Source organism: Adhaeretor mobilis (genome assembly GCF_007741515.1).
In the GTDB taxonomy this organism is placed as follows: domain Bacteria; phylum Planctomycetota; class Planctomycetia; order Pirellulales; family Lacipirellulaceae; genus Adhaeretor; species Adhaeretor mobilis.
The window spans coordinates 1,052,344-1,067,064 of record NZ_CP036263.1; the positions used below are offsets into that span (position 1 = coordinate 1,052,344).

General features: G+C 54.8%; 10 protein-coding genes. 8 read left to right on the forward strand and 2 right to left on the reverse strand.

Going from position 1 to position 14,721, the window contains the following annotated elements; translation table 11 throughout:
* The first annotated feature begins 127 nt into the window (after positions 1 to 127).
* From HG15A2_RS04115 to pckA, 3 genes are all read left to right on the forward strand, one after another.
* A complete protein-coding gene (locus HG15A2_RS04115; RefSeq protein WP_145058115.1) occupies positions 128 to 3,229 on the forward strand; it encodes a CHAT domain-containing protein in 3,102 nt (1,033 codons plus the stop codon).
* A 90-nt stretch (positions 3,230 to 3,319) separates the two neighbouring features.
* On the forward strand, positions 3,320 to 4,681 hold the full coding sequence (locus HG15A2_RS04120; protein WP_145058117.1) for an esterase-like activity of phytase family protein: 1,362 nt from the start codon (positions 3,320 to 3,322) through the stop codon (positions 4,679 to 4,681).
* 96 nt (positions 4,682 to 4,777) lie between these two features.
* Positions 4,778 to 6,358, forward strand: coding sequence for a phosphoenolpyruvate carboxykinase (ATP) (pckA, locus tag HG15A2_RS04125; RefSeq protein ID WP_145058119.1), 1,581 nt, complete (start codon positions 4,778 to 4,780; stop codon positions 6,356 to 6,358).
* Between the two features lie 108 nt (positions 6,359 to 6,466).
* On the opposite strand, the gene HG15A2_RS04130 is transcribed toward pckA, so the two are convergent.
* Entirely contained in the window at positions 6,467 to 7,102 is a 636-nt protein-coding gene (locus tag HG15A2_RS04130; protein ID WP_145058121.1) for a TVP38/TMEM64 family protein, read from the reverse strand.
* A 156-nt stretch (positions 7,103 to 7,258) separates the two neighbouring features.
* Between HG15A2_RS04130 and HG15A2_RS04135 the strand changes: the two genes are divergently transcribed.
* Positions 7,259 to 8,350, forward strand: a complete 1,092-nt coding sequence (locus HG15A2_RS04135) for a hypothetical protein (protein ID WP_218932314.1) — start codon at positions 7,259 to 7,261, stop codon at positions 8,348 to 8,350.
* Between the two features lie 94 nt (positions 8,351 to 8,444).
* Here the strand turns inward: HG15A2_RS04135 and pyk are convergent, their stop codons facing one another.
* The gene (gene pyk, locus HG15A2_RS04140) at positions 8,445 to 9,872 is read right to left on the reverse strand and encodes a pyruvate kinase (RefSeq protein ID WP_145058125.1); all 1,428 of its coding nucleotides are present in this window, start codon (positions 9,870 to 9,872) and stop codon (positions 8,445 to 8,447) included.
* A 766-nt stretch (positions 9,873 to 10,638) separates the two neighbouring features.
* Between pyk and HG15A2_RS04145 the strand changes: the two genes are divergently transcribed.
* The 4 genes from HG15A2_RS04145 (at position 10,639) to HG15A2_RS04160 (ending at position 14,571) form a co-directional block, all read left to right on the forward strand.
* A complete protein-coding gene (locus HG15A2_RS04145) occupies positions 10,639 to 12,351 on the forward strand; it encodes an ATP-dependent nuclease (RefSeq protein ID WP_145058127.1) in 1,713 nt (570 codons plus the stop codon).
* 104 nt (positions 12,352 to 12,455) lie between these two features.
* Positions 12,456 to 13,220 (forward strand): hypothetical protein, encoded by a 765-nt coding sequence (locus HG15A2_RS04150; RefSeq protein ID WP_145058129.1) that lies wholly within the window; start codon positions 12,456 to 12,458, stop codon positions 13,218 to 13,220.
* A gap of 103 nt (positions 13,221 to 13,323) precedes the next feature.
* Complete coding sequence (locus HG15A2_RS04155; protein ID WP_145058131.1) at positions 13,324 to 13,794, forward strand: DUF5063 domain-containing protein; 471 nt, start codon at positions 13,324 to 13,326, stop codon at positions 13,792 to 13,794.
* Positions 13,795 to 13,902: 108 nt separating this feature from the next.
* Positions 13,903 to 14,571 carry an alpha/beta fold hydrolase gene (locus HG15A2_RS04160; protein WP_145058133.1) on the forward strand — a complete coding sequence of 223 codons (669 nt, stop codon included), beginning with the start codon at positions 13,903 to 13,905 and terminating at the stop codon, positions 14,569 to 14,571.
* The last annotated feature ends 150 nt before the right edge of the window (positions 14,572 to 14,721 follow it).

The following is a 14,721-nucleotide window of genomic DNA, read 5'->3' on the forward strand; positions in this document are numbered from 1 at the left end:
CATTTGTCACAAAGTGGCTAAAACAGCGATAGCTACTGCTAACTTCATTCCGCAATGACCGGTCGAAGGTGTAGAATGGAAGCTGGCAATATGGGGAATAGAGAAGAACTTCAGGGAGCTTGTTGGAATGCTAGCACGCGATGGCCTCAATTATTCGAAAGCGGCTTCAAGAGCGGCACGGCGTCTGTTTTTTTTACCACTGTTCTACCTGGGGATAGTGCTCCCAGCTGACACGGCGATAGCCCAACTTACCAGAGCGGACACCACGCCGTCGCAAGCGTACTTTGCAGGGATCGAGGATCTCTATCGGGGAGATTACCAGGACGCCGGCCGGACCTTCACGCGTGAGGCGCGAGGAGCCATCAAAACGGTCAACGCGCGGTGGATCGATTCCATCTGCTACTACGCACTCCTGGGGGAGACGTACTATCAGCAAGGCCGCCCGTTGGAGGCGCTTCAGCATTTTGACATAGCGGCAAATCACTATCTGCAAAATCCTGGTTGGCTACTGAGTGTTGAGTTCCAGCAGCCTCCACGCGTGGATACTAATCTCACACGCCAAGTCGCGCCCTGGGGGCGTAGTCAGCGACAGTTCACTCCGGGCGGTTTCAGTAAGACGATGAAAATTCGTCAGGGCGGATTTGACGCTCAGAAGATTTCACGCGAGGGGGGCGTGGTGCGCAATCTTCAATTCTGGCAGATCAACGCCATTGAAGTGCTGCGCTGCACAGCGCTCACGATGCGACGACGCAATGAAATTCTTGGGCCGTTGGGCGTGTACGATCCCATCTCGAAAGATATGCTCCAGCGGCTATCGCGAGGCGGCGCGCCGCCCAACCATTGGTCGAACGCTTGGATCGACATTTTGCGCGGCATTGCCCACGCCGGCGTGGGCGAGCACAAGCAGGCGTTGCAGCGCTTGGAACGCGGTACGATTCTCGCTGGGCAGTTCGACCACCCGCTCACAGGAGTCGCTCTGTTGGAGCAAGGTCGTCTGATGATTCTCGCGGGCGACGATCCGGCCCGCGCGACGCAGCTTTTGGCAGAGGCGAGCTACAGTGGCTATTTGTACGAAGATCTTAACGTCGTTGACGAAGCGTTTAGGCTTGCACACATAGCGCGGCTGGCCAGCAATGCTACCGATGTGAATCCGGCCTTGGCACCCGCTGCCGCCTGGGCACGGCAGAAACGCTACGATCATCTTGCTGCACGACTGCAGTTGGCCTGGGCAGAGGAACTACTCGACCTGAACCAAAGGGATGGTGCTGCGAGTGCTTTGAAGGCGGGGCAGTCGCGCTTGCGGCGCGGTTCGCAGCAAGGGTTGCTGGCCAATTGGTCGGTGTTTCTCGAAGCGAGACTCGACTATCTGAGTGGGCGTGATTCGGCTCCTGCAAAGCTGGCCCAAGCCGTTGAGGGGAAGGCAGTCATGTCGCTGCGGAATCTCCAGATCGGCTTGGCGAACGAATGGTTCGCCAATCGCGTGCTCACTTCGCGAGCTGCGGTCGTGGTGTATGACGGGCTGCTACGCGATCCCACGCCTGGAGATACGGTTCTGTTACCGCTGGATACCCTAGCTGTCATGAAGACCTCGCACGAGCTGGCCTTTGAGAACTGGTTGGCCGCGCTGCTGGAGCGCAAGGAGCAGGCGGCGGCGTTGGAAGTTGCCGACCTGGCGAAGCGGCGCCGATTTCATCGGGCCTTGCCGTGGGCCGGGCGGCTCTCTGCGGTGCGAAACCTGCTGGCCACTCCGAGTGAACGGTTGGACCCAGAGCGGCGGATCCAGCAAAACGAATTACATATTCGCCTGCCGGGGCTCTCTCAGCTAGAAAACGAAGCGGAGGAGGCACGCGACCGATTGGAGGAGCTTTGGCAGCCCGCCATGGACGACGACACGCGCACGGAAGTTGCCCGCGAATGGAAACGCTATGCGAAAGCGATTGTCGCCCGCGAGTCGCAATTGGAACTCTCCAGCCTGCGACGCATTCCTGCCGACTATGTGTTTCCGCCCCGGCTCAACTCCAAGGCGTTGCAAGCGCGTTTAAGACCGGGCCAAGCGACAGTGGTTTTTCACGAGACGCCTGCTGGCATGTTGGGTTTTCTGTTCACACGCAAGGGTTCTACCCAGTGGAATTGCGGACCGGCTGGTCGGCTCAATGGTAAGGTGAGTGCATTCCTGCAGGACCTGGGCAACTACGACGGCAATCGCGAGATAACCATCGAGCAGCTCGCCTCAGAGGATTGGAAGGCCTCAGGGGCAAAGCTCTATGAGGCGCTGTTCAAGGGCTCGTCTTTCGATCCGGCCTCGACGAACGAACTGGTGATCATTCCCGACGGAATACTCTGGTACGTGCCATTTGAGGCGCTGACTGCAAGTAGCGACTCACGCACCGACGCGATGATCAACTTCAGCCAAATACGCTATGCACCCACAGCAGGGCTCGCGTTTGCAGAGCCGCGACCCTGGCGGCGTGTGCAGAGGCTTGGGATTCAAGGCAGTGAGATAGCGCCCGGCGACACCGACGATCAAAGAGAAGAGAACCTGATAGCCTTTACCAGTGCGTTTGATCGTACGCTGCGCATCGACGACTCACCAGCAATTGCGCCTTTGGCAGCAAGTTTGTTGGATTGGCTGATTGTGTTGGACGAAGTGGAAGCGGACGCGGCCGATCCACTAGGCTGGTCGCCTGTGAAGATGGGGCGTTCCCCCGCTACGCTGGCCGATTGGATGGTCATTCCCAACGCGGGCCCGCAGCGCATTCTGATGCCGGGCATGCGCACCATCGCGGAAAACGGCGGGAAGGCGAGTCGTCGCAGCAAGAGCGCCGCCGCGCCAGGTTCCGAGCTATTTTTGGCGAGTTGCACCTTGATGGGATCAGGCGCCGAAACCATTCTTATGAGCCGCTGGCGCGTGGGTGGTCAGACGACGTTCGACATCACGCGCGAGTTTGCCCAGGAGTTGCCGTACTCATCCGCTGCGGACGCTTGGCAGCGCAGCGTGCAGGTCGTACGTGCGATGCCGGTCGATCCGATCGCCGAAATGCGAGTGAAGCAAGAACGGCGTTCTGCACCGCTGACGGCTGAGCACCCCTTCTTCTGGGCAGGCTACCTAGTGGTCGATAGCGGCTTGCCGGGGCCTCTTGCCGAAGAACCTGCCGAAGAACCTGCCGAAGAAGCTACTGAGAAAACCGGCGAAACAGTGCCCGCCGTTATTGAAAACGCAGGTCTCTAAAAGCAGCTTTCGATTACACTAGAGGAACGACCCGGGTAGAACAGGATTTCCAGGTTTTGCTGTTCTCGGGAACCACCTAGTGAGCTGCCGATGTTACGTTTCACTCTCGCTCTATTGCTCGCGGCAACACTTGCGGTTTCGTCGTGCAGTGCTGCTCGCTGGAGCATCACCCATCGCGATACTCTTGCACTCGACGCGAATGGTTTTACCGTTGCAGAGTTGAGCGGCGTTGCCTACGACGCGACTCAGTCGAGTCCCCTCATTCACGTTTTCAATGCGGTTCAAGACGATGGCTCGGGCGTGGTGGAGTTCAGATTAACTATGACTCCGAGCGATGCCGTGCTCTGGACCACAGCGACGGCTTCGTATGCGTTTTCAGTTGGACGGGATGACGAGGGAATCGCGATTTCGGCTGATCCCGATGTTGTCCTGGTGAGCGAAGAAGGCACGCCCAGCCTGCGGCAGATTCGTTTGAGCGACGGCGCGGTGCTCTCTGTCGTGGCAGCACCGGCAGTCTTTAGCACCGCGCGTGCGAATCGCGGTTTCGAGTCAGCGGCCACGTGGAGTGTTGCCAACAGTGGCTTCCGACTGGCAACGGTGAACGAAGAGGCTCTCACCATCGATGGCCCGACGGCCAATACGAGCAATGGCACCATGGTGCGCGTGCAGACGTACGACCTCACGGGCAATTCGTCCTCTGCTCTCACCGCTACTGCGACTAAGCAATTCGCCTACGAAGTTGATCCGATCCATGCTGGGACGAGTACCAATAGCAGTACACGTAGCGGTCTCTCGGAGTTAGTTGCGATGCCTGACAAGACGTTGTTAGCACTAGAACGTTCTGCGGCAATCGCTCTCCCGGGCTTTCAAAACCGCCTGTACGAAATCGATTCCAGCGCTGCAACCGATACGAATGCCACGGCATTCGACGCAGGACTCGCAGGTGCCACTTACACACCCGCTGCAAAGCAGTCCCTGTGGACGGGCACCATTGGTAGCGGCATTGGTCAGAATCTGGAAGGACTAACCGTTGGCCCTCAACTCGACAACGGAAATTGGCTGCTCGTGGGCGTGGTCGATGATGGCGATCAATTCAGCAGCAACACAATCGTCACCTTTGAAGCAGCGCCGATTGTCTCAGCCGATTTCGATGATTCAAGTAAGATCGACGGTGGCGATTTTCTACTTTGGCAGCGAGAAGCGGGCGCGAGCCAGTTCCTCTCCGATGCGTTCGATGCCGACGGCAATCGCGATGGCAACGTTGACGGGGATGATCGGGCACTTTGGCAGAGTATTTTTGGGAACGCCGCGTTCGTGAGTTCTGACGCCATCCCGGAGCCGAGTTCGCTCTGTCTGGCACTGCTCGCGACGGCGTGCCTGGCGCAGCGTTGCCGCAGGATTCACTTGTTAGCCCTGCATGCTGGTATGTGGGTGACCGAATCTTTCCAGTAACCAGAGCAGGCTATTTAAGTCTCCTAAGAAATCTGGTTTACTAACAGTACGAGTGAGTACACTTTCGAGAACAATCATAAGCGACGGAATCTTCCCATGCCCCGAATGGATTTGAGCAGTTACGGCATCACCACTACCGACGTTCTTCGCAATGCCACCACGGCGCGGCTTTACGAGGAGGGCATCTTGCACGATGGGTCGACCATCGCTGCTTCGGGGGCTCTGGCCGCAGACTCTGGCGAAAAATGTGGCCGCAGCCCAGCGGACAAACGCATTGTTGAGGAGCCTGAAAGCCAGGGGGATGTGTGGTGGGGGCCGGTGAACACGCCGCTCCCACCAGACTCGTTTGAGCAGAACAAGCAGATCGCAATCGACTACTTCAACACGTGCGAACGCGTGCATGTGTTCGACGGCTACGCCGGTTGGGACCCCGAATGCCGGATCAAAGTGCGGGTAATCTGCACGCGGGCCTATCATGCGTTGTTCATGCACAACATGCTCATCCGCCCTACTGCAGAAGAACTGGCCGACTTTGGCGAGCCTGACTACGTGATCTATAACGCCGGCCGTCAACCGGCCGACCCCAGTGTTGAGGGTGTGACTTCGGAAACGAGCGTCGCCCTGAACTTTGCCTCGGGGGAGTTCGTGATCCTAGGCACCGAGTACGCTGGCGAGATGAAAAAGGGAGTGTTCACGATCATGCACTACCTAATGCCAAAGCGAGGCATTCTCTCAATGCATTGCTCTGCTAACGAGGGAGCGGGGGGCGACGTGTCGCTCTATTTTGGGCTCTCTGGCACGGGAAAGACGACGCTCTCGGCCGACAAGAATCGCGACCTCATTGGCGATGATGAGCACTGCTGGAGTGATCGCGGCATCTTCAATATCGAAGGGGGCTGTTACGCGAAGACGATCAATCTTTCCAAACGGAACGAGCCGGAAATTTACGATGCCATTCGCTTCGGTACCGTATTAGAAAACACGGTGCAAGACCCTGAAACACACGTGGTCGATTTCAAGAATATATCGATCACCGAAAACACGCGGGCCAGCTATCCGATCGATTACATTTCCCATTCAAAGATCCCTTGCGTCGGCGATCACCCACGGGATGTGATATTCCTCACTTGCGACGCCTTTGGTGTGCTGCCGCCGGTCAGCAAGCTCACCCCCGAGCAAGCGATGTATCACTTTATCAGTGGGTACACCGCCAAGGTGGCCGGGACCGAAGTGGGCGTCACCGAGCCAGAGGCGACGTTCTCAGCCTGCTTTGGAGCACCCTTCCTGGTGCTCCATCCGGCACGCTATGCGGAACTCTTGGCCGAGAAGATGCGTCGTCATGGTGCAAAAGCCTGGCTGGTGAACACCGGCTGGAGCGGCGGTGTTTACGGCGTGGGCGGACGCATTAGCCTGCAGCATACCCGCGCGATCATCGACGCGATCCACGACGGTACGCTTGACGCCGCCGAAACGACCACCGACCCTGTATTTGGTCTTGAAATACCGCTAGAGTGCGAGAACTTGCCCAACGCGATCCTGGTGCCCCGCAACATGTGGGTCGATACCAAAGCGTTCGATGCCACGGCGAATAAGCTGGCAGGGTTGTTTGCGGAGAATTTCAAGATGTACGCGGGCGACGCCTCGGAGGAAGTGTGCAAGGCAGGACCGCGCGTTTAGCGACGCCATTTTCTTGAGTATTTCGCCGCTGAGCTTGCTCCGCGCGGGTTTGAGCTAGAGACTCCACGGCGAGCAAGCTCGTCGGCTAACGAACGCGTTTTGGGTTGGCTAACTTGCGGAGCGTCGCTGCCATGCCCAAGTCCCCAGGAGCGGTAACGTAATCGAAATGCACAAGGCCGCCGGCAACCAACCTTGTGTGGTTGCTTGTTGCCCAAGGGCCGCGTAGCCGAGCGACAGCACGCCGTTGCAGAGTAGGGTGGTCGCCAGGAAATTTCGCCAAGGCATTTGCAACGCGCCGACGAGCAGGGCGCACGCTTCGGCTAGCACGGGCAACGGTCGCGTGATCGCCAGCATCGCTGGGCCGTGTTGGCGGCACGCATCTTCTAACTCTGTGACTCGTTCGGCAGAGGAAAATCGCACGGCCAAGGGTCTGCCCCAGCGGCGAGCAAGCGCGAAGGCAATAGTTGCACCAATTGTCATTCCGATGCAACTCACGAGCGCGCCGAGCCAGATTCCCAGCGTGCTCCCGGCCAGTGTGCAGATCGGCCCCGAAGGGATCGGCAGGAACACATCACTGGCCAAGAGCGCCACGATTGCCGCGGCCAGTATGCCGGCCGATGGTGGCGACTCCTGCCAACGGACCAGTTGGTCGCTAAAGGACTCTCCCCACACGGCCAGCACCACCAACGGCAGAACGAGTACAACCGTCACTAACAGCAGCGGCTTAGCAAGATCAGTAAGCATTTGGTTCCGAGTGAGCAAGGAGATTTTGACTTCCGAGCATACGATTCTACGCTTTAGGCGACACACATAGCTACGCGGTTTAATTGGCACTACGCACTTAATTCAGCCAAACTTAAGTCTACCGCTTTGTTTTTCAAGCGGGCTCAAGGAATCGAAATGATGAAACTCAACTTCCTCCACGACTCGTCTACCAGCGAACGCGTTACCGCGATCGTAAGCACCCTGTTTGCCGTGGGCATCCTCGGCGTTGCCGTGACTGCCCAGCAGCTCAACAACGAGCCGACTGGCGGACTGGTACAGCTCGAGTCGGAACTCATGACACAGCTTGATCTGGCGTATCGCCACGACACTCCGCTGTTGGAGCAACGCGTCGAGCAGTTCAATGGCGTGCTGCAGAAGTGGCAGCAAGCCACGCCATCGGCCGAGCGCGATGAGAAGCTGGCTCGCTGGATTCGCGATGCGATGGCCCGCTCGATGCCAGGCTCGAATCGTCCGCTACCAGAAACGCCAATATTTGAGACGAGGCCCGTCGCTCCGTTGAATGTCGCTCAGACAAAGATCGTCGAGTCGAAGACCACGACTCCACCCACGGATATCCTGACCGACGAGCCAAGCCGTTTCGACACGAACACAACTCCTACTTACAAACCCGACTTAGCCATGCTGCCACTGTCGGAGATTGAAGTTGCAGCCGATGATGAGGCTGAAAGTGATGTGCAAGTCGAGTACGTTGCGGCACGCGAATGGAACGAAGATCGGGAACACGAGAACTTGTTCCAGGAGCCTGAGTTTGACGAAGCCCGGCCTGGGCAAACCCAGGCTGAGCTCACACAGAAAAGCGTCATCGTACGCCATCGCACGCTCGGTGAGCCTGCCGTCGATTTCAATCTGCGCGAGCTCAGCGCTCGCATCGCCGGCTACCACGAGGGACTCGCTGAGATTGAAGCGGCGCTGGTGAATCACTCGGCCGACGATTCGCAAGAACTCGTGACACTGGTCGAATCGCTCGAGCAACTCGACTCCCAACGCCAATTCGTATCGCTTTACTACGATTTACTCAGTGACCGCCAGCGCATGTTTCTTGCGACTCCTCGTTCTTTAGAGCCAGTTGTCGCTCGTGTGCAGAAGCGGCTCGACCGGTCGGAACGCTCTGCGGACGGCGACTTCCTACGCCCCTTCGACGGTGAAGCTCAAGAGCGACTTGAGCAACTTCGTGAGCGGCTCGATCTGCTAGTTGCGAGCAAATAACTCGCCAGGGGGCAGTTGTAAGTTTGTTGTACGTACCGCATCGCACCGAGTCGACTGGTCCTTAAGGGGTGTGTCTACCAAACGCCGTAGTCTGTCATGTCACTTGCCGTAGCTGCATCGAATCGATAACGGTCTCGCCGGCCAAGACGTTGGTAATGACCACCATCCACTCGCCTCCGTCGCACCATTGTCTCCGCTTCAGGTAAGCAAGTGCGTCCTTGATCGTCTCTTCGGGGTCGTCGGAGAAGTCCATCAGGAACGGCTCGACTCCCCAGGGCAGGAGGAGTTGACGGAAGTTTTCCTCATCGTCGGTGAACGCAAAGATCGGGACTCCGCGTGGACGCAACGCGGCGAGCACGTACGCGAGGAAGCCGCTGCGTGTGAATACGATAATACCCGACTGACCGAGGTCTTGCGCCAACGTGGCCGCGGACCTAAGCATTTTGGCTTTCGGCTCTCGCAGCACTATCGTGGAGTTCAGCTTCTTGTCGACCGTCGGCTCGATGCTCTGGATGACATTCTTGAAGACTTCCACCGATTCGAGCGGGAACAATCCGGTCGTCGTTTCACCAGATAGCATGATGGCGTCTGCTTGCTCACGCACCGCGTTGGAGATATCGGATACCTCAGCTCGCGTCGGTATAGCCGCTGAAATCATCGACTCGAGTAAATGGGTCGCAATAATCACCGGCTTGCCTTCCGCTTGGCAGGCCTTGACGAGTTCTGTCTGCACCAGTGGAAGTTGATGGTACTCGATCTCGATTCCCAAATCGCCGCGGGCGACCATGATCGCGTCTGACGCTTTGATGATCGGTATCGCGTTACGCACGCCCGCTTGTTCTTCGATTTTAGAGACGACCCGCGCCGTAGAGCCTAGGCTTTGTAAGTGCTCGCGCAGTTCGTCGACGTCGCTCGCTCGACGAACGAAGGATAGTGCGACTAAGTCGATTCCGGCCTCGACGCCCGTGGCGAGATCAGCGTAGTCTTTCTCGGTGAGTGAAGGGAGGTTCACCTGGACGCCCGGGAGGTTGATGTGGCGGCGTGAGGAGAGCTTGCCGTCGGCTAAAACCTCGCACCGAACGAACGCATCCTCCTTTTCAACAACCCTGAGTCGCAGTAGACCGCTATCGACGAGCACGGTCTGCCCGATGTCGACATCTCTTGAGAGCCCATCGTAGTTGACCGACACGCGCAACATGTCGGATGGACTTCGCGTGTCATCGGGCGTGCACAACTCGATCTGGTCACCAGCTGTCAAGTCAATGATGCCATCGACGTCGCCGGTGCGTATCTCCGGCCCCTTAATGTCCATCATGACCGCGACCTGGCGGCCGAGCTTGCGGGACGTCGTACGAATGCGTTCGAGGATCTGTAACACCCAATCACGGGAAGCGTGCGCCATGTTCAGGCGCAAGATATCGACCCCCGCGACAATGAGTTGCTCAAGCCGTTCAGGTGATTCCGTTGCCGGACCGATCGTGGCGATGATCTTGGTGTGGCGGTAGTAGCTTGGTGGCTTCATTAATGCTCCTGCGATAAAGTTGATCCTGCCGAGGCTCTCTAGTCTGCAATTTCCATGCCTTGCCGCCACAAGGCACGATGTTACTCCCCTTGCAAGAATCGACGAGCAGATCCGTCGGTTCGGTCGTTGGATGCACGCTCAATGGATGAGCGGTTGAGTGCTTATTCTGCCCAACAAATGGTCAAGATCAAGGAGCGGGTGCCCAGGTGTCTGGCAATCGTTTTGGCAGTGCTATTACCACCAAGAGCACTAAGAACGCCATGGAAACGGAATCCCTTCGCTGAAAAGCTCTACCCTGACTAAATATAATTTGTGTGTCGCGATAGAAAGCAGCCAAAAGAAAATAGCTGTAAAGAAAAAACGAATCTCATCTTTCAGGGGTAAAGGCTAAACCATTCAGACAAATTCTTTGTGTTCTTCGTGCCCTTAGTGGTTTCTAGGTTCTGCCATAAATATTTGCCACACACGTGCCCAGATGCATGGGAGCCTCTCGCGGAAGATGCGCCCCATGACGTTCGGCGATTGTACCAGTGCCGGCAGGGAATGCACCCGACTTCACTGTGGGCGTTTCGAGCGGTCGGGCTTTCTTACCGAGGGCATTTTCACGCAATTCTGTATAATCCAGGCGACTACAAGGCAATATCATCTTTAATCGTGATGGGGTAACAGTTTGCGATCACCAACAAACCTGATAACTTATTTGGATATACAGAATCGTATCTGTCCATTTATTGTTATGCCACCAAAGTAGAATCTGAATCGTCGCATGGAAGCTCCACAAGTCTCAATCAAAGTTCGTAACTTCAAATGCTTTGGCACGGAACTCCAAGGCTTCGACGAATTCAAGTCATTCAATGTCATAATTGGACGCAACAACTCAGGAAAGTCATCGCTTCTAGATTTGTTTCCGTTGTTAATCACGGGCAAATATGAATTCACAACAAATCTGTATCACGCCGGACAATCGCCGGAACTAATCGCAAGCGGCGCAGTAACTGAAGAAATTGCCCGTAGAGTCTTTCGCGATAACACTAGCGGTGGCGCAATTCCTGGCAATCACTGGCAGTTCGGTGTGCAAATTGTTGGTTCGCAAATAACCTATCGAATTAACGATACGAACAACCCTTTCGTGGATATTGGACCATCTCCAAGTGGATCGAACCCTTTTGAACGACTTCGAGATAGCGAGGGCCTTAAGAAAAACTTGGCAAATGCAATGCCTCGTCCGTTCAACGGCCTCCAGTTTTGCCGAATTGCTGCCGAACGAGACATCGTACCCGAACAGGATTCCGGAGCGAGTTTTGATGTCTTAGGAAATGGTTCAGGTGTAACAGATGCAATTCAGGGTTATATCAACAAAGCAAACCTTCCTAGCGAATTGGTCGAATCTGAATTGCTTCAACACCTCAATCAAGTTTTTGATCCCGACGCACATTTCACTGACATTGTTTGCCAACAACTAGGCACGGGTGAATGGGAGATATACCTGCAGGAAGAATCAAAGGGAAGAATTCCGTTGTCTCAGTCGGGGAGTGGGTTAAAAACGGTAATTATTGTGCTTGTCCACATTGTCCTAGGACCACACATCTACAACAAAGACCTCGATCAATTTGTGTTCGGTTTTGAGGAATTGGAGAATAATCTACATCCCGCGCTTCTAAGGCGGTTTTTGAATTATCTTTTTTCCTTGTCGATGGACGACGGGCCGCTGATGTTTCTAACTACTCATTCCAATGTTGCAATTGACTTTTTTGGTAAGGACGAGAATGCACAACTCGTTCATGTGACACACGATGGAACCGTTGCGACCTGCAGAACTGCGACCACTTACATCGACAACAATGGGATACTTGACGATTTAGACGTCCGAGCTAGTGAACTGCTTCAATCAAATTGCATCATATGGGTCGAGGGTCCATCCGACCGAATTTATGTCAACCGATGGATTTCGCTTGCGTCGGACGACGAATTACGTGAAGGACTCCACTATCAATGCGTTTTCTACGGTGGCAGGCTACTGTCGCACCTTACCGCAAGCGAACCAGATTCGACTCATGGTATCGAAATTTTGCGAGCCAACCGCAGAGCGATAATCATAATTGATAGTGATAAACGGGCTCAGCAATCACGAATAAACGATACAAAAAAGCGAATTGTGGAAGAAATCGAATCGTCTGATGGAATTGCTTGGGTGACCAAGGGCCGTGAAATCGAAAATTACATCTCGTCAATCGACATCAATGCAATTCTCAACAGAACCGATGCGCCCCAAGTCGACCAGTACGCAGCATTTTCTGATTACCTTGATGGGCTCGATGACGGCGAGGGAAAACGATTCTTAAGGCAAAAGCCATTGTTTGCGGAACGAATCGTTCCTTCCATGACAGCGAACGATAGTTTGGATATACTCGATCTGAGGTCTCAATTAACTAGTATCTGCGACCGAATCAAACAGTGGAATGACTCAAAGGTGGCATAACAATGTGATGCACCGAAGTCGCCGACGGTGCGGGAATTGAAGTTGAGATCACTCCGGCGACTCGGTGATCACGGACGTTATGTTGCAACAAAGATTGACACCACATGAAAAAGAAAGACTGGCAAGCTCTCGTCGATCACATTTGTCGTGAATCGGTTGCGCCTCGACTGGAACGCATACTGGATCGACTGCACCCGCTTGAACTCAAGCACGAAATGCCGATTCAAAGCCTAATCCGGGCGATGAAGACGATCCGCTATATCGAGTCGGAGATACGAGACGATCAAGACCTCACCGAGATATTCTCAGCAAAGCATCTCAACCGCCTCTTGCATGACTTGATTCATGGGCTTCGTGTCGTTGATCGTTGGATTGTTCAAACCGGAATTGCCGACGAAATAAGGCAATATCACTCCGAGATTGTTGACCGCATGGAGGCTGCCGACTTTCCCGAGATTGACGTGCAACTGCTTCGCGACCTCGGATACGACTCGCCTGAACAAGAGCTCGTATTGATGGTTCGCCGATCCAAGAAACTGGATGCGAAATTCTCCGCTTCAAACTCAAATGACAGATGGCATCTCGATTTCTCGCATTCAATTGAATCGTCCATCGAAATACTCGAATCACGATGCAAGAACAAAGATGGTGAAGAGTCGATCGCACCGACGAAACAGAAACGCAAATGGCTAAAAGGCTTGGGCGCCATTTGTAAGGGCTCTGCATTTACCATTGTTGACGCAACGCTTTTGGGCGGATTCTGGAATGGAATTGTTCCACCGCATATGGCAAGCGTAGGTGCCGTGGTTTCGATTACCACTGGTCTTGGTGATATACTTAGCGGTGCTGGAGACCTGCGCGGAGAATAGCAGCAGGACAAAGCGTTGCACACGGAGCCGCGGGCCGCTCGGTTTCTGAAATCAAAGTCGTTCGCCGCGGCCCGGTGAACGCAGACGTGATCCGACTTAAAGTATGTCGCTTGCCATTGAAGCATTTATCGACAACGCCCGCACTTATTGCGAATTGATTGAGTCTGATCGCCATGACCTTGGCACCCTACGTCAGACGCTGCTCGCATTGATGCAAGGTGTGCCCTATCTCATCGTGAATGGGGCTGACGACAGCAACGACATTGAATTCCCACGCCGAGGCCATGATGGATGGACAGAGGACGTTTCGCGCCTTGCCGATTTTCCTCTTCAGTACTACCGAATGGTTTTCAATCCACTTGAGTTGGAAGATGAATCGACAGTCGTTGGCGATGTATGTGATGATCTCGCTGATATTTACGGCGACCTATGGCACGGATTGCAGGCGCATGATGCGGGCGCCACAATTCATGCTGTGAACTATTGGCGGGACTCGTATCGTGACCATTGGGGACATCACGCAGTTGGTGCTGTTTCCGCGATTGATTCGTACATCCGGCAAAACGTCGGATAACAAAAAAATTCACCGGAGTTGCCGACCGGGTCGAATCTGAAATCAATGTTGCTGGCGGCAACCCGGTGATTTTAATCGTTATTCCGCTTAACTCAGGCGTTGTGTGACATGGCCGACGCCCCAATATTGATATTGCCGGGGCTGGACGGCAGCGATCTCATGCTTGGCCAGTTTCGCCAGCTGTGCGCGAACGACGGAAATGCCACAGTCGAAACTCTTCCCGACGACGACACCATGGGATACCCCGAGCTTGCTGTCCATTTTTCTCCGGTGATTCGCGACTTATCCAAATGCCACATTATCGCTGAGTCATTTTCAGGACCGATCGGTATCTTATTGGCGGCCCGGTACCCAGAGATCGTCAATAGATTGACGCTCGTCGCCAGTTTCGCAACATCACCCGTTCCGCGAATTGCATCAATACTGCCCTGGTCGATGATCTTTCAACTCCCGATGCCATCGTCTGTGGCGAAACACTTTTTTGTAGGAAGATGCAAATCCTTGATTCCAGTTCTAAGGTCTGCTGTGCGGCAAAGCGCTCCGGCGACCCTGCGTCACCGTCTCAGGCTCGTTCAAAACGTGGATGTCACGGAAGAATTATCGGGATTGAACTGCCATTTGTCATACATACGTCCAACTAGCGACCGATTGATCCCGCAACGATGCTTGGATCAAATATTGGACGTTTATCCTGCTACGATCGTCCACGAAATTGACGGTCCTCACTTGATTCTCGAAACGCAACCCGAAAATTCGTGGCGGCAAATCGCGGAATAACAATGCATTGCACACGAAGCCGGTTTCGCCCTGCGTTTGGCTTTGAGCAATTACTCGATTGGAATAACTTTGACAGATTGACGATCACTTTGTCTAATCAACATCTTTAGGACACCGTTCGTGAGTTACGTTGCTCGTCGGCTCGGTGAT

What these genes read in the sequence shown, in the direction of transcription:
- pyk (WP_145058125.1), bottom strand. Translation starts at nt 9,872, where the DNA reads ATGAAGCCACCAAGCTACTACCGCCACACCAAGATCATCGCCACGATC.
- HG15A2_RS04145 (WP_145058127.1), top strand. Translation starts at nt 10,639, where the DNA reads ATGGAAGCTCCACAAGTCTCAATCAAAGTTCGTAACTTCAAATGCTTT.
- pckA (WP_145058119.1), top strand. Translation starts at nt 4,778, where the DNA reads ATGCCCCGAATGGATTTGAGCAGTTACGGCATCACCACTACCGACGTT.
- HG15A2_RS04150 (WP_145058129.1), top strand. Translation starts at nt 12,456, where the DNA reads ATGAAAAAGAAAGACTGGCAAGCTCTCGTCGATCACATTTGTCGTGAA.
- HG15A2_RS04130 (WP_145058121.1), bottom strand. Translation starts at nt 7,102, where the DNA reads ATGCTTACTGATCTTGCTAAGCCGCTGCTGTTAGTGACGGTTGTACTC.
- HG15A2_RS04155 (WP_145058131.1), top strand. Translation starts at nt 13,324, where the DNA reads ATGTCGCTTGCCATTGAAGCATTTATCGACAACGCCCGCACTTATTGC.
- HG15A2_RS04115 (WP_145058115.1), top strand. Translation starts at nt 128, where the DNA reads ATGCTAGCACGCGATGGCCTCAATTATTCGAAAGCGGCTTCAAGAGCG.
- HG15A2_RS04160 (WP_145058133.1), top strand. Translation starts at nt 13,903, where the DNA reads ATGGCCGACGCCCCAATATTGATATTGCCGGGGCTGGACGGCAGCGAT.
- HG15A2_RS04120 (WP_145058117.1), top strand. Translation starts at nt 3,320, where the DNA reads ATGTTACGTTTCACTCTCGCTCTATTGCTCGCGGCAACACTTGCGGTT.
- HG15A2_RS04135 (WP_218932314.1), top strand. Translation starts at nt 7,259, where the DNA reads ATGATGAAACTCAACTTCCTCCACGACTCGTCTACCAGCGAACGCGTT.